Source organism: Rhodococcus sp. T7, from assembly GCF_009872365.1.
Lineage (GTDB): Bacteria > Actinomycetota > Actinomycetes > Mycobacteriales > Mycobacteriaceae > Rhodococcus_F.
Genome location: NZ_WXYH01000366.1, coordinates 123,419 through 148,909 on the forward strand (window position 1 = coordinate 123,419; position 25,491 = coordinate 148,909).

28 protein-coding genes and 1 pseudogene are annotated in these 25,491 nt (G+C 68.2%); 14 read left to right on the plus strand and 15 right to left on the minus strand.

Features of this window, described 5'->3' with window-relative positions:
- Positions 1–5: 5 nt before the first annotated feature.
- The 3 genes from MLGJGCBP_RS38800 to mihF form a co-directional block, all read right to left on the minus strand.
- Positions 6–158: a hypothetical protein gene (locus MLGJGCBP_RS38800; protein ID WP_009474026.1), complete on the minus strand. Its 153-nt coding sequence runs from the start codon at positions 156–158 to the stop codon at positions 6–8.
- A 244-nt stretch (positions 159–402) separates the two neighbouring features.
- Positions 403–870 (minus strand): SRPBCC family protein, encoded by a 468-nt coding sequence (locus MLGJGCBP_RS38805; protein ID WP_160102533.1) that lies wholly within the window; start codon positions 868–870, stop codon positions 403–405.
- Between the two features lie 152 nt (positions 871–1,022).
- Positions 1,023–1,334: an integration host factor, actinobacterial type gene (mihF, locus tag MLGJGCBP_RS38810; protein ID WP_005248100.1), complete on the minus strand. Its 312-nt coding sequence runs from the start codon at positions 1,332–1,334 to the stop codon at positions 1,023–1,025.
- Positions 1,335–1,548: 214 nt separating this feature from the next.
- Here mihF and MLGJGCBP_RS53350 point away from each other — a divergent pair, with 214 nt between their 5' ends.
- From MLGJGCBP_RS53350 to MLGJGCBP_RS38820, 3 genes and pseudogenes are all read left to right on the plus strand, one after another.
- Positions 1,549–1,680 (plus strand): hypothetical protein, encoded by a 132-nt coding sequence (locus MLGJGCBP_RS53350; RefSeq protein ID WP_268960811.1) that lies wholly within the window; start codon positions 1,549–1,551, stop codon positions 1,678–1,680.
- Positions 1,681–1,753: 73 nt separating this feature from the next.
- Positions 1,754–2,095, plus strand: a pseudogene (locus MLGJGCBP_RS38815) (HNH endonuclease); the annotation flags it as partial.
- A gap of 54 nt (positions 2,096–2,149) precedes the next feature.
- Positions 2,150–2,410 carry a WhiB family transcriptional regulator gene (locus MLGJGCBP_RS38820; RefSeq protein WP_160102567.1) on the plus strand — a complete coding sequence of 87 codons (261 nt, stop codon included), beginning with the start codon at positions 2,150–2,152 and terminating at the stop codon, positions 2,408–2,410.
- 30 nt (positions 2,411–2,440) lie between these two features.
- Here MLGJGCBP_RS38820 and MLGJGCBP_RS38825 read toward each other — a convergent pair whose 3' ends face one another.
- From MLGJGCBP_RS38825 to MLGJGCBP_RS38845, 5 genes are all read right to left on the minus strand, one after another.
- Positions 2,441–4,489, minus strand: a complete 2,049-nt coding sequence (locus MLGJGCBP_RS38825; RefSeq protein WP_160102535.1) for a prolyl oligopeptidase family serine peptidase — start codon at positions 4,487–4,489, stop codon at positions 2,441–2,443.
- Positions 4,490–4,537: 48 nt separating this feature from the next.
- A complete protein-coding gene (locus MLGJGCBP_RS38830; RefSeq protein ID WP_160102537.1) occupies positions 4,538–5,551 on the minus strand; it encodes an iron-siderophore ABC transporter substrate-binding protein in 1,014 nt (337 codons plus the stop codon).
- Between the two features lie 62 nt (positions 5,552–5,613).
- Positions 5,614–6,237 (minus strand): GNAT family N-acetyltransferase, encoded by a 624-nt coding sequence (locus MLGJGCBP_RS38835; RefSeq protein WP_160102569.1) that lies wholly within the window; start codon positions 6,235–6,237, stop codon positions 5,614–5,616.
- An 89-nt stretch (positions 6,238–6,326) separates the two neighbouring features.
- Complete coding sequence (locus tag MLGJGCBP_RS38840) at positions 6,327–6,968, minus strand: 3-oxoacid CoA-transferase subunit B (RefSeq protein ID WP_087559496.1); 642 nt, start codon at positions 6,966–6,968, stop codon at positions 6,327–6,329.
- A complete protein-coding gene (locus tag MLGJGCBP_RS38845) occupies positions 6,965–7,714 on the minus strand; it encodes a CoA transferase subunit A (protein ID WP_160102539.1) in 750 nt (249 codons plus the stop codon). The genes MLGJGCBP_RS38840 and MLGJGCBP_RS38845 overlap by 4 nt, the downstream gene beginning before the upstream one ends.
- Positions 7,715–7,866: 152 nt before the next feature.
- On the opposite strand from MLGJGCBP_RS38845, the gene pcaH reads away from it, so the two are divergent.
- Genes pcaH through MLGJGCBP_RS38875 form a run of 6 tightly spaced genes read left to right on the plus strand, consistent with a single transcriptional unit; the run spans position 7,867 to position 13,833 of the window.
- Positions 7,867–8,580 (plus strand): protocatechuate 3,4-dioxygenase subunit beta, encoded by a 714-nt coding sequence (pcaH, locus tag MLGJGCBP_RS38850; protein ID WP_087559494.1) that lies wholly within the window; start codon positions 7,867–7,869, stop codon positions 8,578–8,580.
- Positions 8,580–9,221 carry a protocatechuate 3,4-dioxygenase subunit alpha gene (gene pcaG, locus MLGJGCBP_RS38855; protein ID WP_087559493.1) on the plus strand — a complete coding sequence of 214 codons (642 nt, stop codon included), beginning with the start codon at positions 8,580–8,582 and terminating at the stop codon, positions 9,219–9,221. The genes pcaH and pcaG overlap by 1 nt, the downstream gene beginning before the upstream one ends.
- Positions 9,222–9,250: 29 nt before the next feature.
- A complete protein-coding gene (gene pcaB, locus MLGJGCBP_RS38860; protein WP_160102541.1) occupies positions 9,251–10,603 on the plus strand; it encodes a 3-carboxy-cis,cis-muconate cycloisomerase in 1,353 nt (450 codons plus the stop codon).
- A complete protein-coding gene (pcaDC, locus tag MLGJGCBP_RS38865) occupies positions 10,600–11,793 on the plus strand; it encodes a bifunctional 3-oxoadipate enol-lactonase/4-carboxymuconolactone decarboxylase PcaDC (protein ID WP_160102543.1) in 1,194 nt (397 codons plus the stop codon). Before pcaB ends, pcaDC begins: the two co-directional genes overlap by 4 nt.
- Positions 11,790–12,587 carry an IclR family transcriptional regulator gene (locus tag MLGJGCBP_RS38870; RefSeq protein ID WP_087559490.1) on the plus strand — a complete coding sequence of 266 codons (798 nt, stop codon included), beginning with the start codon at positions 11,790–11,792 and terminating at the stop codon, positions 12,585–12,587. Before pcaDC ends, MLGJGCBP_RS38870 begins: the two co-directional genes overlap by 4 nt.
- Before the next feature lie 34 nt (positions 12,588–12,621).
- Entirely contained in the window at positions 12,622–13,833 is a 1,212-nt protein-coding gene (locus MLGJGCBP_RS38875) for an acetyl-CoA C-acetyltransferase (RefSeq protein WP_087559489.1), read from the plus strand.
- A gap of 73 nt (positions 13,834–13,906) precedes the next feature.
- On the opposite strand, the gene MLGJGCBP_RS38880 is transcribed toward MLGJGCBP_RS38875, so the two are convergent.
- Positions 13,907–14,398, minus strand: a complete 492-nt coding sequence (locus MLGJGCBP_RS38880) for a metallophosphoesterase family protein (protein WP_160102571.1) — start codon at positions 14,396–14,398, stop codon at positions 13,907–13,909.
- A 35-nt stretch (positions 14,399–14,433) separates the two neighbouring features.
- Positions 14,434–15,348, minus strand: a complete 915-nt coding sequence (locus tag MLGJGCBP_RS38885; protein ID WP_160102545.1) for a shikimate dehydrogenase — start codon at positions 15,346–15,348, stop codon at positions 14,434–14,436.
- Positions 15,349–15,458: 110 nt separating this feature from the next.
- Here MLGJGCBP_RS38885 and MLGJGCBP_RS38890 point away from each other — a divergent pair, with 110 nt between their 5' ends.
- Together MLGJGCBP_RS38890 and MLGJGCBP_RS38895 are read left to right on the plus strand one after the other, a co-directional pair.
- Complete coding sequence (locus tag MLGJGCBP_RS38890; RefSeq protein WP_087559487.1) at positions 15,459–16,136, plus strand: TetR family transcriptional regulator; 678 nt, start codon at positions 15,459–15,461, stop codon at positions 16,134–16,136.
- Positions 16,137–16,259: 123 nt separating this feature from the next.
- On the plus strand, positions 16,260–17,660 hold the full coding sequence (locus MLGJGCBP_RS38895) for an MFS transporter (protein WP_160102547.1): 1,401 nt from the start codon (positions 16,260–16,262) through the stop codon (positions 17,658–17,660).
- Positions 17,661–17,721: 61 nt separating this feature from the next.
- On the opposite strand, the gene MLGJGCBP_RS38900 is transcribed toward MLGJGCBP_RS38895, so the two are convergent.
- From MLGJGCBP_RS38900 to MLGJGCBP_RS38920, 5 genes are all read right to left on the minus strand, one after another.
- On the minus strand, positions 17,722–18,537 hold the full coding sequence (locus MLGJGCBP_RS38900; RefSeq protein WP_160102549.1) for an ATP-binding cassette domain-containing protein: 816 nt from the start codon (positions 18,535–18,537) through the stop codon (positions 17,722–17,724).
- A 5-nt stretch (positions 18,538–18,542) separates the two neighbouring features.
- Positions 18,543–19,601, minus strand: coding sequence for an ABC transporter permease (locus MLGJGCBP_RS38905; protein WP_160102551.1), 1,059 nt, complete (start codon positions 19,599–19,601; stop codon positions 18,543–18,545).
- Between the two features lie 146 nt (positions 19,602–19,747).
- Complete coding sequence (locus MLGJGCBP_RS38910; RefSeq protein WP_160102553.1) at positions 19,748–20,746, minus strand: substrate-binding domain-containing protein; 999 nt, start codon at positions 20,744–20,746, stop codon at positions 19,748–19,750.
- 187 nt (positions 20,747–20,933) lie between these two features.
- A complete protein-coding gene (locus MLGJGCBP_RS38915) occupies positions 20,934–22,295 on the minus strand; it encodes an MFS transporter (protein ID WP_160102555.1) in 1,362 nt (453 codons plus the stop codon).
- 31 nt (positions 22,296–22,326) lie between these two features.
- Positions 22,327–23,064, minus strand: a complete 738-nt coding sequence (locus MLGJGCBP_RS38920) for a GntR family transcriptional regulator (protein WP_072947097.1) — start codon at positions 23,062–23,064, stop codon at positions 22,327–22,329.
- Positions 23,065–23,267: 203 nt separating this feature from the next.
- On the opposite strand from MLGJGCBP_RS38920, the gene iolC reads away from it, so the two are divergent.
- The 3 genes from iolC to MLGJGCBP_RS38935 all read left to right on the plus strand — a co-directional run.
- Positions 23,268–24,257 (plus strand): 5-dehydro-2-deoxygluconokinase, encoded by a 990-nt coding sequence (gene iolC, locus MLGJGCBP_RS38925; protein WP_160102557.1) that lies wholly within the window; start codon positions 23,268–23,270, stop codon positions 24,255–24,257.
- Complete coding sequence (locus MLGJGCBP_RS38930) at positions 24,250–25,149, plus strand: Cgl0159 family (beta/alpha)8-fold protein (protein WP_160102559.1); 900 nt, start codon at positions 24,250–24,252, stop codon at positions 25,147–25,149. The genes iolC and MLGJGCBP_RS38930 overlap by 8 nt, the downstream gene beginning before the upstream one ends.
- 21 nt (positions 25,150–25,170) lie before the next feature.
- On the plus strand, positions 25,171–25,491 hold a 321-nt coding region (locus tag MLGJGCBP_RS38935), incomplete at its 3' end, for a 5-deoxy-glucuronate isomerase (protein WP_201453312.1).

The window sequence follows — 25,491 nt, forward strand, 5'->3', positions numbered from 1 at the left end:
CCCGGCTACTGGTCGCTGAACAGTGCGCGGTGCACCTCGGTGGCGGTGCGGTGCTCCGGGTCGACGGGACGCAGCGCCTCGCCGGCGTCTTCTCCGCCTGCCTGGGACCCTGCGGTGCTGTGCAGCTCGGAGAAGAGCTGCACGTGGTGGTCGTTCAAGGGATTCCTCCGGTTCGTCTGCCGCATCCGATGCGGCAACCACTCGAGAATATCGAGTATGCATCGAAACACCCGCCCATCGGCGGCGACACGCTGTTCACACCCGGCCGTAACCGGTCAGAACCACGACCGGGGAACGCTCGGGCCGTACCCCAGACCCGTTGCTCACCAATGGATCCGACACAACGACCCGAGTTCACACTCCCCGACTGCGGTCAGCGAGGTCGACACATCAACCGCCGAACTATTCGCCCCGGCCACTTTCGGCGTCCCGCTTGGCGAACGCGAGTTGAATCTCCCAGCCTTCGACATTCCCCTCGATAGCGGAGGCGCGACGCTCGGCGCTCGGGTACAGGGCGGCGAATCCGGACTCGACGACACGCAGGCGGGTGCCGCCGTCCCGCTCGGACAGGAAGAACTCGACCAGAGTGGACGCGCCCTCCACCAGCGGCCGCGCGGGATCGTCTCCGCCGCGGAACGAGACGTAGTGGGGTGCGTCGGACTTCACGGGAAGTATCGGGAAACGCCCGTACGGCGGGAAGTCCACGACGAAGACGTCACCTTCGCGTGTGGTGGTGGTCTTGCCGGGATCCCCGTCGCCGATGAACCAGCCGGGTTCACTCACCAGCCGGAACACCCGCTCGATGGGGGCGTCGATCTGAATCTCGCGCTCGATCCTGTCCTGGGACGCATCCGGAACGCTCATGATCATCCTCACCTCTCGACAATGTGCTACCCCACGGTTGCACATCGGCGGTTCCTTGCGCAACCCTCAGGTTGCACTCGATCGAAGGAATGAGGGGGAAAGCATCCGGGTGCCCACCCCGGCGCCGGACGACGTGGGGCGGACACCCGGGAAACGTGTCAGCTGAAGTGCGCCAGCAGGGCGTCGCGCTGACGGTCACCGAGGCCACGGAGGCGACGAGTCGGCGCGATCTCGAGGTTGGCCATGATCTCCTGAGCCTTGACCTTGCCGATCTTCGGCAGGGCTTCCAGGATGGCGCTGACCTTGGTCTTTCCGATGATGTCGTCGACATCAGCCTTGGAAAGGACCTGCTTGAGGGTGATGTCACCGGACTTGAGCTTGTCCTTGAGCTCCGCGCGTGCCTTACGAGCGGCGGCGGCCTTCTCGAGAGCTGCTGCCCGCTGTTCGTCAGTGAGCTGGGGAAGTGCCACGATGTCTCCTTCATTCGGGGTACGTATCGAACACCGTAGCGATTGAACGGCCACTTCACCGCATCCATCGGACGTGTCGCGCATCCTGTCCGATTAGAAGGGCCCCAGTTCGCGGGTCCCGCGGCACGGAAAATGCCAGGACGCGGGCGCGGCGGTGTGCCATGCTCGACGTGTTCCGATTAGTTCACACGTCGACTCGAGGAAGGAAGTAGCGATGCGCGCACGGCCCACTGCCCACGCGGTCGCGTTGCGCCCGGCAGGCCCCGGCAACGCCTCCTCCTTCCCCGTCGGCCGGCAAGGCGAACGCGGGCTCATGCCCGCCGCGAAGCCCCACCGCACCGCCTGACACGCCCTCATCGACGACCGTCGCCCGGCGTGACTCCACCGCCGCGAACCGACGACAGAACCGAGAAACACCCGTGAGGTACGTATCCCGTAACGCGCCCTCGACCACGCTCGACGCCGGCAATTGGTCGCGCGTCGCGGTGCTGGTCCTCAACGTCACATACGAGGCGCCCTGTGAGATTCCCGCGGAGCGCGCAGTGGTGCTGATCAGTGTCGGCGCCGCCGAGACGGTGGCCGATCGAGAGCCGAGGAGCCGGGGCGGCCCGAACACGTGGGCCAACCTCGTGGCGTGCTGCGCCCCCTGCAACCAGCGGAAGGCCGACCGCACGCCGGAGGAGGCGGGAATGCCGCTCCTGTGGGAGCCGAAGGCGCAACGGCAGATCTGCGGAATCTCGCGGCGGTGTAGCCGCGAGATTCTCGGGCATTCCGCCTCCACCGACCGACTTCTCCCGGAAAGGGGAGATCTCCCGATGACCGACGTCCTGGACACGACCCTGTCCACACTGCTGCCCGCCTCCGACGACCCCGCCGGGTGGGTCGACGCCGCGTGCCGCGACGACCCCGAGCCGGACCGGTGGTTCCCCTTCCCGACCGAGGATTTCGCGTACGCGCGCGACGTGTGCCGCCACTGCGCGCTGCGGATCCGCTGTGAGCTCTTCGCCAGGGCGACCGCTCAATCCGGGGTGTGGGGCGGCAAGGAATTCGACCGGGGCCGCGAGAGGCGGCCGTGACTCCGCCTCGGCGCGACCCCTGCGAACCGGTTACGTGCCCAGGATCTCGGGCAGCGCGACGTCCTCGCCCCGCACGTGCTCCGAGAGGAACGACAGCACCACCTGGTACCAGACCTTCGCGTTCTGCGGGGTGAGGATCCAGTGGTTCTCATCCGGGAAGTAGAGGAAGCGGTGGTCGGTGACTCCGTCGTCGTCCGCGGGCAACCCCGACTCCGACAGCAGCTCGAACCACAGCCGTAACCCGTCGCCTATCGGGACGCGAAAGTCCTTGTCGCCGTGGATGACCAGCATCGGCGTCACGATGTCCGCGACGTACAGGTGAGGCGAGTTCTCCACCGCCATCTCGGGCGTCATCTCCCGCTGCCAGTACCAGGCGGCGTCGGTGGTGGGACCGAACTGGTCCAGCGCCCACAGGCTCGCGTGGGTGACGATCGCCTTGAACCGGTCGGTGTGCCCGGCGATCCAGTTGGCCATGTATCCGCCGAACGATCCGCCCATCGCCGCGGTGCGCTTCTCGTCGATCTCGGGCAGCGCCACCGCGGCGTCGGTGATCGACATGAGATCGGTGAACGGCGCCTTGCCCCATTTGCCCCAGCCGCGTTCGACGAACTCCTGCCCGTAGCCGGTGGACAGCGCCGGATCCGGCAGCAGCACGGCGTATCCCCGCGCCACCAGCAGCCACGGGTTCCAGCGCCACGACCAGGTGTTCCACGAACCCAGGGGGCCGCCGTGCACCCACAGCGCGAGCGGCACCGGCGCGTGGGCGGAGGCACCGGTCGGCACCGCGAGCCACGCCCGCACCACTGCGCCGTCCGCGGCGACCGTCTCGACCTCCGTCAGCGTGCCCGGGAGTTCGGGGAGGTCCGCGGGCGCCTTCAGCAGCGACACGGCGCCGGTGGTGATGTCGATGCGCACCGGGTGCGGCGGCGCCGCGTACGACGCCCGCAGCGCGAACACCGTGGACCCGTCCGGAGCGACCTGCAGGTCGGTGTACGCGGAGTCGTCGGTCGTGACCGGCGTGGGGTCCGCGCCGTCGCGGAGGACGAAGATCGGTGCCCGCCCACGGTCGTCGGCGGTCACGAGGAGACCCGAACCATCGGACAACCAGACCACGGACGTGGCCCACCGGTCCCACCCGGGCGCCACGTCCGCGACGGTGCCGGTGTCGAAGCTGTACCGGTGCAGCGTGAATCGCGGCGCGGAGTCGGGTGTCGCATGCGATTCCCGCGTGAACACCACGTGCCGTCCGTCCGGGGAGATCACCGGGTCCGACAGGTCGGCGTCGCCGTCGTCGACGAGGACGGTGCGCGCCCCCGTCTCGGTGTCGACGCGCACCAGGATGTTCCGGATCGACGCGAGCGGACCGGGAACCGTCCACGACGTCACGACGAACGCGCCGTCGTCGCTCAGCGCGTAGTTCGCCTCCCGCAGCGCCGGACCCGGCATCGGCGTGAGATCGGTGAGCTGCGGCTCCTGCCCGTTCTCCGCGAGCGCGTCCAGCGGGGCGGACAGCAGGTGCGGCACGTCGGGACCGAGATCGTGGTCCCAGTAGCGGATCGGGTAGCCCGTGTGCAGGATCGCCGAGACCTTCTTCTCCTTGCGCTCGGCGCGCACCCGCTCGTCGTCGGCGGCGTCGCCGGATCCACCGAGAACGCCGGTGGTGACGACGAACCGCGGTGCGCACCGTGCGGCACGCACCCCGGTGATGCCGCCGCCGCGTCGCGCGACGATCACCGCTTCGCCGCCCCGCGCGGGCAGTCGCCACAGGTCGTCGGGGAGATCGTCCTCGTCCTGCGTCGGCCGGGAAGACGTGAAGAGCAGGTCACCGTCGCTGGTGAACGTCGCGTTGGACTCCCCGGTACGGCCGCGGGTGAGCCGGCGCGCCGCGAACTCGCCGGTGGGATCGATCTCCCACAGCGCGGTGACGTACTTCGTCGACTTCTCGTCGAGCGTCGACTGCGCGACGACGAGCCTGCGCCCGTCCGCCGACAGCGCGAGGCCGCCGACGCGACCGAGCGCGAGATAGTCGTCGAGATCATCGAACGGAGTTCCGGCGTGGAGTTCAGGAATGGCGGTCACGAGTCGTTGGTATCACGAACCGGGCTCACGCCGTCGGACATCCGCGTCTCAGGCGAGCAGGGGCGCGACCCGCGGCGGGATCTCGTTCAACGCATACGGCAGGCTCAGTACGGTGCTCCACGCCATCGCCTCGGCGGCGGCGTCCTCGAGCGTGATGGTGCGGCCGGCCTTCACCACGTCGAGTTCCTGATAGATCGGCGTCTTGTCGAGTTCCGCGCGCAGCTTGTCGCCGTAACCGCCGCCCGCATACCAGACGAGGAGGTCGACGTTCGCCAGCGACAGCTGCTCCGTGCTGATCTCCGCGAAGTTTCCGGTGATCTGTTCCGTCACAGGGGGGTTCACGAAACCGAGTTCGGTGAAGAAGCGGACCTTCGGGTCCTCCGGGCCGTACACACCGAACTGCCCCGGCCCCTTGAGCGCACCGACGAGGACCGTCTTGCCCGCGAACGCCGGGTTGGCGGCGCGGACGTCGGCGAACTGCGTCTCGACACCGGACACCAGTTCGGCGGCCTTGTCCTTCTTGCCGAGTGCGTCGCCGAGAATCCGCGTCTGGTCCTGCCACGGGACGCCGTAGTCGGCGAACTCCTTGGGCTGCGCGATCGTCGGCGCGATGGCGCTGAGCTTCTCGTACTGGGCCTGGGTGAGGCCGGAGTAGGTGCCGACCACCAGATCCGGGGCGACGGCCGCGACCTTCTCGAAGTCGATGTTGGTGGACGCCGTGCCGACGATCTCCGGCTTCGCGTCGCCGAGGAGGTCCTGCGCCCACGGCCACACGCCGTAGGGGTAGTCGCCGTACCAGTCGAACGTGCCTGCCAGGGGGCCGCCGAGCGCGAGGATCGTGTCCTGGTCGTTGTAGCCGACGCTGACGATGCGCTGCGGGTTCGTGGGCACCTGGGTTTTGCCGTACTTGTGGGCGACGACGGGGCCGTCGGGCTCGCCGCCGTTGCCACTGTCGCCGCCGTCCGGGCTGCTGCAGGCCGCGGCGAACGCGAGCAGCGCTCCCCCGGTACCCAGGAGGAATCCGCGTCGGCTGACGCCGATCCTCTGTTGTCCCACGTTCATGCGGCGACCCTCTCGTCTACCAGGTTTTCCGATGCACTTAGGTAAGGCTTGCCGAGCTTAGCCTAAGGGTTCGCGCGGACGGGCTCCCGCCACATCGCCCACAGTGTCGGCCCGCCGTCCGGGATCCGGATCTCACCGGTGACGTCGAAGCCGAACCGCTGGTAGTACGAAATGTTGTCCTTCTTGCTCGACTCCAGGTACGCCGGGATTCCCTCGGCATCACAACGGTCGAGCCGCGACCGCAACAGCGCCGACCCGTAGCCGCCGCCCCGTCCCGCGCTCGACGTTCCGATCGTCGCCAGATACCAGTGCACGGGATCGACCGGGTGCGCGTCCTCGACGGTTCCGCTGACCGTGGCGCCGACGCCCAGTCGCGGACCGAACGCGCGGATCAGACCGGGCAGGCTGACGAGCGACGACCAGGTCGACTCCTTCCAGCCGCCCGGCGGATCCCACATGGCGGCGCCGCGGATCACGCCGTCCCCGTCCTCGGCGACCTCGGCACCGCCGCCGGCGAGATGGTGGTGGCGGATCTCCACCCCGAACAGCCTCGGCAGGCCGCGCCGCCTGCGCTCGGGATCCGGCCACATCCACACCATGACGGGGTCGTCGAAGAACGCGTCGGCGAGGACCCGCGTCAGTTCGGGGATGTCGGATTTGATCGCGGCCCGCACGCTCACACCCATGCCCAGAGGGTACGGGTCCGCCATCATTGTGCGCGAGAACGACCGGCCGCCGCCCGCGGTTCGTGTCGGGCGGGGACGGGTGGCCTGTTCTAGACGGTGGCGTCGACGAGGAGTTTCGCGCCGGTCGCCGCCTGGACGTCCTCGACGCTGTGACCGGGTGCGGTCTCGACGAGCCGCAGTCCGTCGGGGGTGACGTCGATGACGGCGAGGTCGGTGACGATCTTCTGGACGCAGCGCTTGCCGGTGTACGGCAGCGTGCACTCCTCGAGGATCTTGTGCTCACCCTTCTTGGTGACGTGATCCATCATCACGATGACCTTGCCCGCACCGTGGACGAGGTCCATCGCGCCGCCCATGCCCTTGACCATGGCGCCGGGGACCATCCAGTTGGACAGGTCGCCGTGACTGCTGACCTGCATCGCGCCGAGAACGGCCACGTCGACGTTGCCGCCGCGGATCATCGAGAAGGAGTCGGACGAGGAGAAGAACGCGCCGCCGGCCACCACGGTGATGGTTTCCTTGCCCGCATTGATCAGTTCGGGGTCGACCTCGTCGTCGGCGGGGTACGGCCCGACTCCGAGGATGCCGTTCTCCGAGTGCAGGATGACGTCCTTGCCCGCCGGGATGTGACCGGGGATCAGAGTCGGCATGCCGATGCCGAGGTTGACGTACTGTCCGTCCTCGAGTTCGGCCGCGACCCGGGCCGCCATCTCGTCACGCGTCCAGCTCATGCCCGCACCGTCCTGTTCTCGATTCCCGTTTCCTGCTTGCCGACCTCGACCACACGCTGGACGAAGATGCCGGGGGTGTGCACCTCGGCGGGGTCGATCTCGCCGGGCTCGACGAGATGTTCGACCTGCGCGATGGTGATGCGACCGGCGCCCGCGGCGTCGGGGTTGAAGTTGCGGGCCGTCTCCCGGTACACGAGGTTGCCGAGCCGGTCGCCCTTCCACGCGTGGACCAGTGCGAAGTCGGTGCGGATGGCGCGTTCGAGGACGAAGGCCTCCCCGTCGAACTCGCGGGTCTCCTTGGGCTTGCTGGCGACCGCGATGCCACCCTTGCCGTCGTAGCGGATCGGCAGACCGCCGTCGGCGACCTGCGTTCCGACACCGGCGGGGGTGTAGAAGGCGGGGATGCCCGCTCCCCCTGCGCGCATGCGCTCGGCCAGCGTGCCCTGCGGGGTGAGCTCGACCTCGAGCTCACCGCTGAGGTACTGCCGCGCGAATTCCTTGTTGGCGCCGACGTACGAGCTGATGGTGCGCCGGATCCGGTGCTGCTCGAGGAGCAGACCCAGACCGAATCCGTCGGTGCCGCAGTTGTTGCTGACCGTCTCGAGATCGGTCGCACCCTGTGCGAGGAGGGCGTCGATGAGGACCGAGGGGATACCGACGAGGCCGAAGCCACCCACCGCGAGGGACGCTCCGTCGGAGACGTCGGCAACGGCCTCGGCCGCCGTTGCGAAGACTTTGTTGACCATGTGACCCAGGCTACCGCAAAATGTTCGAGTAGTGAACACCCATCCACATTGCGAACAAATCGCGCACCGCCTGTTGGCCCCATCACAGAACGCGACTACTATGTGCGAATAGCGGCCGACTGTTCACATCGAGAACGTGAGGATCTTCTTCCATGCTGCATCTGCCAGCCCACTACCAAGCCGGGCACGAAGCCAATGCCCCGCTGCTGTTCCCCGAGTACAAGACGACTCGGCTGCGCAGCCCCAAGAACGACCTGATCCTGATCCCGCAGCGACTCGGCGAGAGCACCGGTCCGGTGTTCGGCGATGCCGACGTCACCACGGGTGAGAACGACATGACCCACGCCAACGGCGGCGAGGCCCAGGGTCAGCGCATCATCGTCCACGGCCGGGTCCTCGACAGCGCCGGGAAGCCCATCCCCGACACCCTCATCGAGGTGTGGCAGGCCAACGCCGGCGGCCGCTACCGCCACAAGAACGACTCCTGGCCCGCGCCGCTCGACCCCCACTTCAACGGTGTCGCGCGCTGCCTGACCGACAAGCAGGGCCACTACGAGTTCACGACGATCAAGCCCGGCGCGTACCCGTGGGGCAACCACCACAACGCGTGGCGGCCCGCGCACATCCACTTCTCGCTCTTCGGTCAGGCGTTCACCCAGCGCCTGGTCACGCAGATGTACTTCCCCGACGATCCGTTCTTCTTCCAGGACCCGATCTACAACTCGGTGCCCGAAGCGGCGCGCGAGCGGATGATCAGCACGTTCGACTACGACCAGACCCGGGAGAACTGGGCCGTCGGATTCAAGTTCGACATCGTCCTGCGCGGCCAGGACGCCACCCCGTTCGAAGATGCGGAAGGCCACTGATGATCGACACCCAGAACCCGGACGCCCCGCGGTACCCGGTCTTCGCCAGGAGCCAGGACGAGGTGCCGTTCGGCGTCACCCCCTCCCAGACCGTCGGCCCGTACGTCCACATCGGCCTGTTCCCCACGTGGGAGAACAGCGGCGACGCCGTCCCCGAGGATGCTCCCGGACGAATCACCGTGTCCTTCAACGTCATCGACGGCGCCGGTCAGGCCATCGGCGACGCGATGATCGAAACCTGGCAGGCCGACGCCGCGGGGCGGTTCGACAGTCCTGCCGATCCGCGCGGTGCCGCCGAGGCGACCCCCGCCGGATTCCGCAGCCTGGCACGCGTGTTCGCCGACGAGAGCGGCACGATCGTGGTGCACACCGTCAAGCCGGGCACCCTTCCCGCCGAGGACGGCGCAGTCGAGGCCCCGCACATCAACGTCGGACTGTTCGCCCGCGGCATGCTCGAGCGCCTTTACACGCGTCTCTACTTCCCCGAGGACACGGACGCCCACGCCTCGGACCCCGTGCTCTCCGTCGTCCCGGAAGCCGACCGCCCCAAGCTGATCGCGGAGAAGACCGATCGCGGTTACCACCTGACGATTCACGTGCAGGATACGGACGGACGGGAAACCCCGTTCTTCGCCCTGTAATCGGCCGCAAACCCAGAAAGGTGTCGCGCGTGAACTCTCCGGAGACCTCCCGGGGTGCCCTGTTCGATCCGACGTTCGGTGCCGGCGAGTTGTCGGCGCTGCTCTCCGACCGGGCGTGGGTCACCGCGATGGTCGAGGTCGAGGGGGCACTGGCCCGGGCGGAGGCGAAGTGCGGCGTCATCCCCGCCGTGTCCGCCGACGCGATCTCCTCGGTGTTCGCGCGCATCGTCGCCGACGGCTCCGTGGACGTCGCGGCGCTCGGCGACGCGGCCGCCGCGGGCGGCAATCCGGTGATCCCGCTGGTGAAACTGCTCCGCAGCGAGGTCGCGGCCGCCGATGCCGGGGTGCCCGGAAACCACGTGCACAAGGGCGCCACGAGTCAGGACATTCTCGACACCGCCCTGATACTGCTGTGCCGTCGGTCGGGCGCGCACGTGCTGGCGTCCCTCGACGAGGCGGCGCTGTGCGCCGAGGCCCTCGCGCGGGCCCAGCGCGGCACCCCGATCGCCGGCCGCACCCTCGGCCAGCAGGCCCTGCCCACCACGTTCGGCGTCCTCGCCGCCGGGTGGATGACCGCGCTGCACAGGGCTTCTCGCGCGCTGTTCGACGCACTCGACGGCCTTCCCGTGCAACTGGGAGGCGCGGCCGGAACGTCCGCCGCGCTCTACCCGCACGGCCTCGACGTCGCCGACGTCCTCGCCGACGAACTCGGACTCGCGCGCCAGGACGTGCCCTGGCACACCGACCGCACCCGCATCGCGCTGCTCGCGTCGGCGCTCGGAACGGCCGCGGGCGCGGTGTCGAAGATCGCCACCGACCTCGTGTTCCTGTCGACCACCGAGGTCGGCGAGGTCAGCGAAGGATCACCCGGCGGTTCTTCGGCCATGCCGCACAAGCGCAATCCGGTGGCCGCGATCGCCGCCCGCGCCGCGGCCCGCCGCACACCGGGACTCGTCGCGACGATCCTCGGCTCGATGGATCACGAACAGCAACGCGCCGCCGGCCCCTGGCACGCCGAGTGGGAAACCCTCACCGACCTGCTGCGCCTCACCGGTGGCGCCGTCGCACGGATCGCCGACTCGCTCGGCGGACTGAACGTGCACCCCGACGCAATGGCCCGCAACCTCGACATCACCGGTGGCCTGCTCCTCGCGGAACGGGTCACCGGAGCCCTGTCCGTCCACACCGACAATGCGCGTGACCTGGTCACCGCCGCGTGCCGGAGCGGACACCGTCTCGACGAGGATCCGGGGCTCCTCGAATACCTGCCTGCGGACGAGATCCGCGCCCTGCTCGACCCTGCCGGGTACCTCGGCCACGCCCACGACATCGTCGACCGCGCACTGGAGACAGTGGCCCGCGGCCGGGAAGGAACGCGATGACAGTCGCACTCGCACACGAAATCTCCGGACCCCGCAACGGCGCGGCGGACGCCCCCGTCGTCGTCCTGCTCGGATCGCTCGGCTCCAACCGGTCCATGTGGGACCCGCAGATCGCGGCACTGTCCGACGAATGCCGGGTCGTCGCCGTCGATCAGCGGGGCCATGGCGAGTCGCCCGCACCGGACGGCCCGTACTCCGTCCGCGAACTGTCCGAGGACGTTCTCGCCCTGCTCGACTCCCTCGGAGTCGACGCCGCCCACTTCGTCGGACTGTCCATGGGCGGCGCGATCGCCCAGTGGCTCGGCGCGCACACCCCGCGGCGGGTGCTGTCGCTGTCGCTGCTGTGCACCGCCGCGAAATTCGGCGAACCGCAGGGATGGATCGAGCGGGCCGCCGCGTCGCGCGCCGACGGTCCCGAGTCGCTCGCAGATGCCGTCGTCGCACGGTGGTTCAGCGAGGGACTGGCCAAGCGGGACCCGGAATTCGTCCGGCACTACCGCGAGATGATCGCGTCGACGTCGCCCGAGGGATACGCCGCGTGCTGCGACGCCCTCGCCGACTGGGACTTCACCGCCGACCTCTCCCGCATCAGCGCACCGACGCTGGTGATCGCGGGCGAGGAGGATCCGTCCACCCCGCCGTCGGTCATGCAGATCCTCGCGGACGGCATCACCGGCGCCCGGTTCGAGGTGCTCTCCCCCGCCGCCCACGTCGCGAACCTCGAGCAGGCGGGCGCTGTCACGGCGCTGCTGCGCGAACACATCGCCGGCGGCGGGTACGCGCGCGGACGACGCGCCGCGCACGCACAGGGCATGACGGTGCGCCGCTCGGTGCTCGGCGACGCCCACGTGGACCGCTCCGTCGCGGGGACCACCGACTTCACGGCACCGTTCCAGGACTTCATCACCCGCACCGCATGGGGCGATATCTGGTCGCGCCCCGGGCTGGACCACGAACTGCGCCGACTGCTCACGATCGCCGTCCTCACCGCGGTCGGTAACGAGCACGAACTCGACATGCACATCCGGGCCGCCCTCCGCGCGGGCGTCGACGCCGACACCATCGGCGAGGTCCTCCTCCACACCGCCGTCTACGCGGGAGTGCCCAACAGCAATCTCGGGTTCGCCCTCGGCAAGCAGGCCCTCGCCGACCTGGCCGCCGAGTCGACAGTGGAGGATTCGCAGACATGACAGCTACCGAACCGACGGAGAAGATCCTCCCGTCCCCCGACTACGTGCAGTCGCTGGCCCGGGGCCTCGCCGTGATCCGCTGCTTCGACAACCGGAACCAGCGGCGCACACTCAGCGACGTCGCCCGCGCCACCGAGCTGACCCGCGCCACCGCGCGCCGGTTCCTTCTCACCCTCGTCGAACTCGGCTACGTGGCCACGGACGGTTCCGCGTTCTGGCTCACGCCGCGGGTCCTCGAACTCGGGTACAGCTACCTGTCGAGCCTGTCGCTTCCGGAGGTCGCGCAGCCGCACCTGGAGAAGTTGAGCCACAAGGTCCACGAGTCGTCTTCGGTGTCGATCCTCGACGGCGCCGACATCGTGTACGTCGCCCGTGTGCCCGTCAGCCGGATCATGACGGTCGGCATCACCATCGGCACCCGGCTGCCGGCGTACGCGACGTCGATGGGCCGCGTCCTGCTGGCGGGACTGCCCGACGACGAACTCGACGCGTACCTCGAGAAACTCGATATCCAGCGCCTCACCGAGCGCACGATCACGGCCCGCGACGACCTGAAGGCCGCGATTCTCGCGGTCCGCGCGGACGGCATCTGCGTTCTCGACCAGGAACTCGAGGCGGGCCTGCGGTCGATGGCCGCACCGATCCGCAACGCCTCCGGGCTCACCGTCGCCGCGGTGAACATCTCGACGCCGGCCGCACGGTACAGCCTCGAGGATCTGCATTCCGATCTCATCCCGTCGCTGCGGATCACCGCAACCGACATCGAACAGGACCTCGCCACCGTCAACCGTTGACGTTGTCCGAGGATTCTTCACGAAAGGCCTTTTCATGCGTGACGTCGTAATCTGCGAGCCCCTCCGGACGCCGGTCGGGCGGTTCGGTGGAGTGTTCAAGGACCTCACTCCCCAGAGCCTCGCCGCCACCGTCATCACGGCGCTCGTCGAACGCACCGGCATCGACGGCAGCCAGATCGACGACGTCATCCTCGGTCAGGCGTCCCCGGGCGGAGAGGCACCGGCCATCGGCCGGATCGCGGCCCTCGACGCCGGACTCGGCATCGACGTCCCCGGCATGCAGGTGGATCGTCGCTGCGGATCCGGCCTGCAGGCCGTCATCACCGCCGTGCTGCAGGTGGCGTCCGGCGGCAACGACCTCGTGCTCGCCGGCGGCGCCGAATCCATGAGCCAGGCCGAGTTCTACACCAACCCGAACATTCGCTGGGGCGTCAAGGGTGAAGGGGTGCAACTCGCCGACCGGCTCGCCCGCGCGCGCGTCACCGCCGGCGGCGCGAACTTCCCCGTGCCCGGCGGCATGATCGAAACCGCCGAGAACCTGCGGGCCGAGTTCGACATCAGCCGCGAGGACCAGGACGCGCTCGCCGTGCAGTCGCACCAGCGTGCCGTCGCCGCGCAGGAGTCGGGTCGCTTCGCCGAGGAGATCGTCGGAGTGACGGTTCCGCAACGCAAGTCGGACCCGCTCGTCGTCGACAAGGACGAGCACCCGCGCGCCGACACCACATTGGAGTCGCTGTCGAAGCTCCGCGCCATCCGCTCCAAGATCGACTCCGCCTCCACCGTCACCGCAGGCAACGCGAGCGGCCAGAACGACGGCGCCGCCGTGTGCATCGTGACGACCGCCGAGAAGGCGAAGGAATTGGGACTGAAGCCCCTCGCCCGGATGGCGTCGTGGGCCGTCGCCGGCGTCCCGCCGCGCACGATGGGCATCGGCCCGGTGCCCGCGACGGAGAAGGCCCTCGGTCAGCTCGGACTGTCGCTGTCCGACATGGGTGTCATCGAACTGAACGAGGCCTTCGCCGCGCAGACCCTCGCCGTTCTCCGCAGCTGGGACCTCGACCCCACCGACGCACGCCTCAACCCCAACGGGTCCGGCATCTCGCTCGGGCACCCCGTCGGCGCCACCGGCGGTCGCATCCTCGCCACCCTCCTGCGGGAGATGGACCGTCGCGAGTCCCGCTACGGGCTCGAGACCATGTGCATCGGCGGCGGCCAGGGCCTGGCCGCGGTGTTCGAGCGGGTCTGATTCGGCAGCTCACAGCACACGCGCATCGGCGAGCAGGCTCCGGGCCTGCTCGCCGATGTGCGTTCGGGGCCGGTCACAGCCGGTGCAACTCCGCGTCGCCGAGTTTCCCGTTGCGGACGGTGGCGGTCATGTACGTGCAGTGCGGCTGACGGCGTCGGTCCGTCGGCGATCCCGGGTTCAGCAGTCGCAGACCGGTTTCGGTGGTGGTGTCCCAGGGAATGTGGCTGTGCCCGAAGATCAGGACGTCGGTGTCCGGGTAGGCGGCCGACATCCGTTTCTCCCTGCCGGTGGAGGCTCCGGTCTCGTGCACGACGGTGATGCGCACTCCGTCCAGGGTCACGTCGGCCCGCTCCGGCATCAGGGCGCGCAGGTCGTCGCCGTCGTTGTTGCCCCAGCACGCCACGAGCCGCGCCGAGCGCGACCGTAACGCCTCGAACGTGGGGAGATCGACCCAGTCGCCGGCGTGGATCACCACGTCGGCGCGGTCGACCTCGTCCCACACCCGGGCGGGCAGGTCTCGCGCCCGTTTCGGGACATGAGTGTCGGCCAGCAGCAATAACCTCACCGTGACAGTCTGCGCCACGGTGGCACGCATGAGCCTTACGCGCCCGCGAGCGCGGCGGCGTCCTCCGCCTCCAACAGCAGACCCATGTGCTCACGCATCCGCTGGGCGTCCGGTTCGAGGCCGGTGAAGATCCGGAAGGAGTCGACGGCCTGACCGATGGTCATGCCGATTCCGCTGAGTGTCCGGGCGCCGATCTCGCGGGCGCGGCGGAGGAGTTCGGTCTCGGCCGGACGGTAGACGACGTCCGCGACCCACAGGTCGGGGCGCAGCAGCGCGGCGTCGAGCGCCATGCCGGGATGGTGCGCCATGCCGAGCGGCGTCGCGTGGATGAGGCCCTGGGCGGCACCGACCGCGGCGGGAACGGCGGCGAGGTCGCCGGCCACGATCTCCCGGTCCGGGAACAGCGCTGCGAGCGAGTCACGCAGAGCGGCCGAGCGCGTGGCGTCGGCGTCGATGATCGTGAAGTGTCCGACGCCCCGGGTCAGTGCGGCGTAGGCGACGGCCGCACCGGCCCCGCCCGCCCCGAGTTGCACGACACGGTTCATGGGCGCACCTTCGAGGCCCTCGTCCATGTTGCGCGCGAATCCGGACCAATCGGTGTTGTGGCCGATGAGGCGTCCGCCGTCGATGTGGACCGTGTTGACCGCGCCGAGTTTGCGGGCGTCGTCGGACAGGTCGTCGAGCAGCGGAATGATCGCCTGCTTGCAGGGGTGCGTGATGTTGAGCCCGTTGAATCCGAGGAGCTTGGCGGCGTCGAGGAGCCGCGGCAGTGCCTCGACGCCCATGCCCAGGGTGTCGAGGTCGAGGATCCGGTAGACGTACCCGACGTCCTGCGCGCGACCCTCGGCCTCGTGAAGCGGCGGGGTCAGCGATTTCGAGATCCCGGTGCCGATCAGACCGCACAGGTAGGACGGGCGGGCGTTGGGGGCATCGAGGTCACGAGAGGTCATGGGGATCACTTCCGGGAAGGGTGCGAGAACTAATTAACTATCTAGTGAGTTATGTCACGGTAGCATACGTCCATATCGCGCGGAAGACAGCACAGGCAGGAGTTTCAGGAATGACACGAAGCGAGACCACGGGCGCACCCGCCGAAAAGCAGGCGGCCAAGCGCACGCGCAATCCCGAGAAGACCCGGGAGAACATCCTGAAGGTGGCGATGACGGAGTTCGCCGACAAGGGCCTGACCGGGGCCCGCATCGACGAGATCGCGGCGAAGACCGCCACCACGAAGCGGATGCTCTACTACTACTTCGGCGACAAGGACGGCCTGTACCGGGCGGTCCTGCAGCGCGCCTACGAGGAGATTCGTTACGAGGAGTCCCAGCTCGACGTCGACCACCTCGAGCCGGCCGAGGCCATCCGGGCGCTCGCCGAGCTGACGTTCGACCATCACGAGGCGCACCCCGACTTCATCCGCCTCGTCGCGATCGAGAACACGAATCGCGGCGTCAATCTCGTCCAGGCCGAGGGCCTCCCCGAGACTCAGGCGCCGGCGATCCGCACGCTCGATCGAATCCTCCAGCGAGGGCAGGACGCGGGCATCTTCCGCACCGACACGACGGCGCTCGACATCCACATGCTCATCAGCTCGTACTGCGTCTTCCGGGTGGCGAATCGGTACACGTTCAAGGCCCTGTTCGACTGGGATCTCACCGGCGCGGAGAACCGTCCCCACCTGCGCGCGATGATCGGCGACGTCGTCCTGGCCTACCTGCAGCAACCCGGAAAAGTATGAACTAACCATTTCGACCATTATTGACTCGAGCCTGTGACCTGGGTTACCTTGCTTCTACGACCCACGGACACCTGCTCATTTCGAGCGGCCAGTGTTCACATTCCTCGCTCCCCAGGAGTATCGATGACCATCGACTACGGCACCGGCGCCTCCGGTCGCAACGGTGACGGCACAGGCCGCTCGTCCGTCGACCCCAACGCTGATCCCACCAACGCGAAGAAGGCCGCGAAGGCCGCCTTCTTCGGCAGCCTGCTCGAGTACTACGACTTCTACATCTTCGCCTCGGCTGCCGCACTGGTGTTCCCGCACGTGTTCTTCGAGGGCGCGAAGAACCCGCTGCTGCTGTCGTTGGCGACGTTCGGCATCTCCTACATCGCGCGTCCCATCGGCGCCGTTTTCGTCGGACACTTCGGCGACCGGGCGGGGCGCAAGAAGGTGATGATGTTCTGCCTGGTGCTCATGGGCGTCGTCACGTTCCTCATCGGCTGTCTGCCGTCCTCGGAGACTGCCGGGATGGTCGGCCCGGCGCTGCTGGTGCTCCTGCGCATCTGCCAGGGCGTCTCCGCAGCGGGCGAGCAGTCGGGTGCGGGCTCCCTCACCCTCGAGCACTCCCCCGCTCACCGCCGCGGCTTCTTCTGCAGTTGGACGCTCACCGGCACCCAGGCCGGCTTCATCGTCGCGAGCCTCGCGTTCATCCCGGTCGCGGCACTGCCCGACGAGACCCTCTACAGCTGGGGCTGGCGCGTCCCGTTCTGGTGCAGCCTGCTCGTCCTCGTCGTTGCGTACATCGTGCGTCGCAAGCTCGAAGAGCCCGAGATCTTCATCGCCAACAAGGAGGCCCTGGACGAGGCGCCCGCCCCGCTGCCCGTCGTCGATCTCTTCCGCACGCACTGGCGCGACGTTCTGCGCGTCGTCTTCTGCGCCTTCATCGCCGTCGTCAGCACCGTGTTCTCCGTGTTCGGCCTCGCATACGCCACCACCCCGGAGATCGGGATGAGCCGCACCACCATGCTGTGGGTCGCGATCGCCGCGAACGCGGTGGCCCTCGTCTCGCAGCCGCTGTTCGGCATGCTGTCCGACCGGATCGGCCGCAAGCCGGTGTTCATCGGCGGCGCGATCGGTTCGGCCGCCGGGATTTTCCTGTACTTCGCCGCCATCGGCACCGGCAACGTCGCGATGATCTTCCTCGCGGGCATCCTGCTGATGGGTGGCGTCTACGCCGGGACCAATGCCATCTGGCCGGCGTTCTACGCCGAGATGTTCTCGTCGCGGGTTCGCTACTCCGGCATGGCGATCGGCACTCAGCTCGGTTTCGCACTCGCCGGGTTCGCACCGACCATCGCCCAGGCTCTCCGCGGCGCCGACCCCAAAAACTGGGTGCCGGTGGCCATCTTCACCGCCGTCTGCGCGCTCATTGCCGCGGCGTCCGCCTCCACCGCCAAGGAGAACTCCCGTACCCCGCTGCTCGACCTCGACAAGGAGGACGTCGCGCTCACCAGGGCGAAGGCCAGCGCACAGGTCTGATCTGCTCCGAAAACGAACGATGCGCCCGGCTCGAGAGCCGGGCGCTTCGTCGTGTCGGTGCCTAACGCCGTAGTTCGTGGGTGAGTGCTTCGAGTTCGTCGCCGCCGGCCATTTGCTGGGTGAGTTCTTCGAGGCTGATTTCGTCGAACGTGCAGTCCAGTTTCTGGCGTCCGCGGTTGAGGAGCACGAAGTGGTCACCAACCATGTACGCGTGGTGCGGGTTGTGGGTGATGAACACCACCCCGAAGCCCTGTTCCTTGGCGGCGGAGATGTATCGCAGCACCATCCCGGACTGTTTGACACCCAGGGCGGCGGTGGGCTCGTCGAGGATCAGGACGCGGGCGCCGAAGAAGATCGCCCGGGCTATCGCCACGCACTGGCGTTGACCACCGGACAGCGACCCGATGGGGGCGTCGACGTCGGGCAGGTCGATGCCCATCTTGTGGAGTTCTTCCTTGGTGGTGGCGCGCATCGCGTTCGAGTCGAGGGACCGCAGCGGGCCCTTGCGCAGTTCCTGGCCGAGGAAGAAGTTCCGCCACACCGGCATCAGCGCCACCACCGCCAGGTCCTGGTAGACGGTGGCGATGCCCTTGGACAGGGCCTCCTTCGGCGACCCGAACGAGGCCGCCTCACCGTCGACGAGCAGTTCCCCGGAACTCTGCTGGTGCAGGCCGGCCATGATCTTGATCAGGGTGGACTTGCCGGCCCCGTTGTCGCCGAGGACACCGGTGACCTCCCCCGCCTTGACGCGCAGGTTGATGTCTTCGAGGGCGATGATGTTGCCGTACTGCTTGCCGACGTGTTTGAGTTCGATCAGCGGGATCTTGCCGCCTCCACCGGGTTCGGTGTCGACGGGGATCTGTTCGGTGGTACTCATACCGGTCACCTCTTGGCGGCGTAGTTGCGGAAGGCGTTGTTGGCGATGACCGCGAACAGCAGCATCGCGCCGAGGAAGAACTTGAACCAGTCCGGGTTCCAGCCGGCGTAGACGATGCCCTGGTTGGTCATCCCGAAGATGAACGCGCCGATCGCGGCACCGATCGCGGTGCCGTAGCCACCGGTGAGCAGGCAGCCGCCGATGACCGCGGCGATGATGTACAGGAATTCGTTGCCGATGCCTTGGCCGGACTGGACGGTGTTGAACGAGAACAGCAGGTGCATGCCGACGAACCAGGCGGCGAACCCGACGGTCATGAACAACCCGATCTTGACCCTGGTGACCGGCACACCGATCGCGCGGGCGGAGTCCTGGTTGCCGCCGACGGCGAAGATCCAGTTACCGATCCGGGTCTTGAACAGCACCCAGGTGGCGATCGCGGTGAACAGCAGCCACCACACCACGGTGATCCGGACGGACACCCCACCGACGACGAAGGAGGACGCGAACACCTTCTTCGCGGAGTCGAAGCCCTGCATGTCCGAGACGCTGGGGGTGGCGACCTGCCCGGTGATCAATTTGGTGACCGCGAGGTTGATGCCGGTGAGCATCAGGAACGAGCTCAGGGTGATCAGGAAGCTGGGGATCTTCGTCTTCATCACCAGGTAGCCGTTGAAGAACCCGACGGCGAGGGACACCACCAGGGCGAGGGCGGCGCCGGCCCACAGGTTCAGGTGCAGGTTGTAGGCGATCATCGACGCGGCCAGGGAGCTGGTGGTGACCGCGACGCCGGCGGAGAGGTCGAATTCGCCGCCGATCATCAGCAGCGCGACCGCGCAGGCCATGATCCCGATGGTCGAGGAGGCGTAGAGGACGGTGGCCAGGGCCTCGGGGCTGCGGAACGGGGGTGCGACGATCATGAAGAAGATGAAGATCGCGATCGCACCGAACAGGGACCCGACTTCCGGGCGCACCAGCAGCCGTTGCAGGCGTCTTTGTTCCTTCACCCGCTCGTCGTGGACGACCTTGTGACTGGCAAGGTCCAGATCTTGCTGTGTGGACATGATTTCCTCTCCGCGCCGGTGGATCTCAGCGTTGTGCGGTGCCGGCCGGTCCTGCGACCGGGTCGATGGTGTCGGTGACTGTGTGTGCGAGAGATGGACCCACCGGGGTCCGGATCGTGTGTCCTGTCATGTGAATCGACCGCCGGTCAGCGGGTGCCGGCCTTGGCGTACTCGGCGACCTTGTCGATGTTGGTCTTGTCGATGAACGACGGCCCGGTCAGCGTGGGCCCGCCGCCCCCGATGACGTTCCCGTTGTTCAGGTACAGCCACAGCGAATCGATGGCCAGGTAGCCCTGCAGGTACGGCTGCTGGTCGATCGCCCACTGCACGCTGCCGTCGGAGATGGCGTCGACGAGGGCCGCGTTGGTGTCGAACGTGAAGACCTTGGCTGGGCTGCCCGCGTTACCGACGGACTGGACGGCGGTGAGGGCGATCGGGGCGCCGAGCGTGAGCACGCCGTCGATGGACGGGTCCTGCTGGAGCTTGGCGGCGATCGTCGAGTTCACCGACGGCATGTCCTCGCCGTTGACGTTGAGCGTCTCGAACGTGCCGCGGAACGTCTGCTTGGCACCGGCGCAACGGGATTCGAGCTGGATCTGGCCCTGCTGCTGGATGACGCAGATGACGTGCTTGGCGCCGTCGTCGTTCAGCCGGTTGCCCGCGGCCTGGCCGGCGATGGTCTCGTCCTGCCCGAAGTACTGACTGACGCCCATGTCTTTCCAGGCGCCGTACCCGGCGTTGAACGCGGAGATCGGGATTCCGGCGTCCTGCGCGCTCTTGACGGCGGGCGCCATCGCTTCGGGGGTGGCGAGGGTGAGTGCGAGGCCGTCGACCTTGGAGTCGATCGCCGTCTGCACGAGGTTGGCCTGATTGGGGGCCTGCGGATCGGAGGAGTACTTCAGTTCCACGTTGTCCTTGTCGGCGGCATCCTGCGCACCGGTGCGGATCAGGTCCCAGAACGTGTCACCCGGTGCCGCGTGGGTGACCATCGCGATCGTGATGCGCGGGGTGTCGGCGCTGCCCGCGCCGATCCCGGACCCGCTGCTGTCCGGCTTTCCGCCGGTGCTCGAGCACGCCGCGAGGCTCATCACCAGGGCACTCGCGCAGGCCAGCACTGCCACGCGACGCCGGTTGGGGAAGTTCATCTGTTTTTCCTCTCGGGGGACGAACGGCTCGTTGACGTCTTGGCCGTGTGCTTTAGATGTAATACGCGTCACACCCGAAAGTCAATAGTTTGTCTGGACATTAGGACCACATATCAAAGGCGCGGGCGTACGCGTCACCGATACCTGCCCGGAAATCGAGCGGAAATGGCGAAAGAAGGGGACGCGATCAGCGCGTGACCGACGCCCCGGCGTCGCGCGGCAGACGCAGCGTGTCGACGACCGTGCCGAGCATCAGCAGGCCCAAAAAGACGAAGGTCCAGGAATATTCGGATCCGAACCCGTGCTCGGACGACGTCGCCAGCGGCGTGAATGCGGTGAGCGCGAGCGCGGCGAGCGCGATTCCGAGTCCGGCCGCCAGTTCCTGCACGGCGGCGTTGAGAGTGTTGGCGTGCGTGAGGTCGGCGCGATCGACGTCCGAGAACGCGAGACTGTTGTACGCGGTGAATCCGACCGAACGCAGGGCTCCGCTCACGAAGAGGACTCCTGCGATGACGGGCATCGGGGTCGACGAACTCAGTGCGGCGAGCATCCCGAAGCAGCCCACCGACAGCAGCGCGTTGACCAGCAGGATCGGCCTGATCCCGAAGCGCCGCATCAGCGGCGTCGTGAAGGGTTTGATCGCGATGTTGCCTGCGAACAGCGCGGCGACGAGCAGACCGGCGAGAAACGGCGTCCAGCCGAAGCCGAGTTGGAACTGCAGCGGCAGCAGGAACGGCACGGCCGTCACGATCAGGCGGTAGAGCGAACCCCCGGTGACGGTGATCCGCAGCGTCCGGACACGCAGCACGCGGACATCGACGAGCGGGTGCGGAGTGCGGACGAGATGGACCGCGGACGCAACCAGCAGGACGACCGCGACCACTCCCCCGATCGCGACCCGGCGCCAGTCGGTGCCCGTCACACGGATGCTCTCCAGGGCGATCAGCGCCGCCGCGATTCCCGTTCCGACTCCGAGCAGGCCCCGCCAGTCCAGCCTCCTCACCGACCGCGAGCCGGCTCCGTGAAGCAGCTTCAGCGACAGCAGGATTCCGAGGACCCCGATGGGAATGTTGATGACGAAGATCCACCGCCACGAGCCCACCGTGGCGATCGCGCCGCCGAGCAGAGGTGCGATGACGGGCGCGGCGAGCGCGGGCCACGTGAGCAGGGCTATCGCGCGGACGAGATCGCCCTTCGTGCTCGACCGCAGCACCGCGAGCCGTCCGACCGGCACCATCATAGCGCCGCCGACTCCCTGCAGCACCCGCATCGCGACAAGCATCGGCAACGACACGCTCGCGGCGCACCCGATGGACGCCAGGGTGAACACGGTGATGGCGGCCACGAACACCCGGCGGGTCCCGAACCGGTCGGCCACCCACCCGCTCGCGGGGATGAGGACTGCGACCGTGACCAGGTAGGCGGAGATCGCGATATTGACGTCGACGGGGTCGACGCCGAAGGAGTCGGCGATCAGCGGGACGGCGGGGGCGATGATGGTCGCGTCGAGGATCTCCATGAAGAGGGCGCCCGCAACCAGCAGGGCCATTCCCCGGGGGAACGACGTCGCGCGCCCCGTCCTAACGATCGACAACGGTGGTGTCGAAGTAGTACCGCGACGCCCGGTAGCAGTGGCTGCCGAACTCGACGGCGCTTCCCGAGTCGTCGAACGCGGTCCGGTTCATCGTGAGCAGCGGCGCCCCGGTCTTCTCGTCGAGGAGTGACGCCTCCGCCTTGCTCGCCGCTTTCGCGCCGATGCGTTGCCGCGCGAGGCGAATGTGCACGCCGCGGGCCCGGAGTGCGTGGTAGAGGCCGTGCGCCTCGAGTTCGTCGGGGTCCGGCGCGAGATCCACCGGGATGTGGTTGGTCATCAGCGCGAGCGGTTCGCCGTTGGTGCTGCGGAGGCGCCGGATGGACGCCACCTCACTGCCGGGTTGCAGGTTGAGTTCGGCGGCCACATCCTCGGCAGGTACGGCGACCTGGTAGTCGAGGAGCTTGGTGGTCGGGCTCTGGCCTGCGCGGGCGAGGTCGTCGAAGAGACTGGTGAGCTCGACCGGCCGGTGCACGGCGCTCTGCACGACCTGCGTGCCGACGCCGCGCTTGCGGACGAGCAACCCCTTGTCGACGAGTTCCTGAATGGCACGGCGCGTGGTGGGGCGCGACAGGTTCAAGCGTTTGGCGAGCGCCAGTTCGTTCTCGAAGCGGTCGCCGGGCGCGAGTTCCCCGCCGATGATCGCGTTCTCGATCGTCTGCGCGAGCTGGAAATACAGCGGAACCGGGCTCGATCTGTCGAGCTCGACTGCGAGTGGTGCACCCACGGACAACTCCGATCCTCGTGCGCGTGGCGACGTCCGCCGCCGCCGATCTTTCCGGCAGTGTATGCGAACACTAACACCAGATTGACTTCAAGTAATAATGTCAGGACAAAGTCTTGACAGGAGCCGGTGATGTGGAGCACAGTTTCAACCAGACCTCGGCGCCCTGCGCAGACCACCCACAACGACCTATTCGGGAGTCAGCCTTGACCACCAACCAGACGCAACCCAACCGGAACGGATTGGACGTCCTCGCCATCGGGCGCTGCGGAGTGGACATCTACCCATTGCAGACCGGCGTCGGACTCGAACACGTCGAGACGTTCGGCAAGTTCCTCGGCGGAAGCGCCGCCAACGTCACCGTCGCCGCCGGCCGCCTCGGCTGCCGCAGCGCTCTCATCTCGGGGGTCGGCAACGACCCGTTCGGACGCTACGTCCGCACCGCACTCACCGACCTCGGCGTCGACAACCGTTACGTCGGCATCGACGCCGACCACCCGACCCCCGTCACGTTCTGCGAGATCTTCCCGCCGGACGACTTCCCGCTGTACTTCTACCGCAAGCCGGTCGCCCCGGACCTGCAGGTGAAGCCGGCGGACCTCGACCTCGACGCGGTCCGCGACGCGAAGCTGTACTGGTCGACCGTCACCGGACTGTCCGAAGAGCCCAGTCGCAGTGCGCATTTCGCCGCCTGGGAGGCGCGTGGACGTCGCAGCCACACCGTTCTCGATCTCGACTACCGCCCGATGTTCTGGGCCTCCCCCGCCGACGCCACCGCGCAGGTGCAGCGTGCCCTCCAGCACGTGACCGTCGCGGTCGGCAACCGTGAGGAGTGCGAGATCGCAGTCGGCGAGACCAACGCGCACAAGGCCGCCGACGCACTGCTCGACCTCGGCGTCGAACTGGCCATCGTCAAGCAGGGCCCCAAGGGTGTGCTCGGCAAGACCCGCAGCCAGTCCATCACGGTGCCGCCAAACGAGGTCGACGTCGTCAACGGCCTCGGCGCCGGCGACAGCTTCGGCGGGTCGCTGTGCCACGGCCTGCTCGCCGGGTGGCCGCTCGAGAAGATCCTGCGCTACGCCAACGCCGCGGGGGCGATCGTCGCTTCCCGGCTCGAATGCTCCACCGCGATGCCGACGGCCGACGAGGTCCGTGAGCTCGCCGAATCCACCGCTTCGGAGGCTGTCAATGTCTGAAACTCTCGCTCACCGCGCAGTCTGCGCGACCTATGCCGACGTCACCGAGGTCCGCGCCAGTGATCCGGCCGCCATCGACCGCGCCTGGGCGACCCGCGTCGCCCGGCCCACGGTGCGGGGGAACGGCCGGCTCATGATCGTCGCCGCCGACCACCCCGCCCGGGGCGCGCTGTCGGTCGGCGACCGCCCGACCGCGATGAACAGTCGCACCGACCTCCTCGACCGCCTCCGCACCGCGCTGCGCAATCCCGGCGTGGACGGCGTGCTCGCCACCGCCGACATCCTCGACGATCTGGTGCTCCTCGGCGCACTCGACGACAAGGTGGTCATCTCGTCGATGAACCGCGGCGGCCTCGCCGGCGCCAGCTTCGAACTCGACGATCGGATGACCGGCTACACCGCAGCGGGCACCGCGAAGGCCGGCATGAACGGCGGAAAGATGCTGTGCCGCATCGATCTCGACGATCCGGGCACCCTCTCCACCCTTACCGCCTGCGCCGAGGCCGTCGATTCGCTGGCCGCGGCCGGACTGATGGCCATGGTGGAGCCGTTCCTGTCGCGCCGCGTCGACGGCAAGGTCAAGAACGATCTCAGCGCGGACGCCGTGATCAAGTCGATCCACATCAGCCAGGGTCTGGGATCCACGTCCGCCTACACCTGGATGAAGCTTCCGGTGGTCGACGAGATGGAACGCGTCATGGACGCGACGACGCTTCCCACGCTGCTGCTCGGCGGAGACCCGCAGACGGCCCCCGAGGAGACGTTCGCGAGCTGGGGCAGGGCCCTCGCACTGCCGTCGGTCCGCGGCCTGATCGTCGGTCGCACCCTGCTGTACCCGCGGGACGAGGACGTCGCCGCCGCGGTCGACACCGCCGTATCCCTCGTTCACTGACGCACGCCGGAGAGGCCCACGATGAACAGCAAGTACTACGTGCCGGTCGGTTCCGCGGCCACCGGGCCGTTCGACCTCGAGGTCACCCCCGAGTCGGCGGGCTGGACGGAATCGAGCCTTCGGGTGCTCACCCTGGCACCCGGCGGGTCGGCCGAACTCACCACCGGCGACGACGAGATCATCGTCGTACCGCTGGCCGGGTCGGCGTCCGTGTCGAGTGAGGGCACCGAGTTCGCACTCACCGGTCGGCGGTCCGTGTTCGACGGGCCGAGCGACTTCGCCTATGTGGGACGGGACTCCGCCTACACGGTGGCGAGCGCGACCGGTGGCCGCTTCGCACTG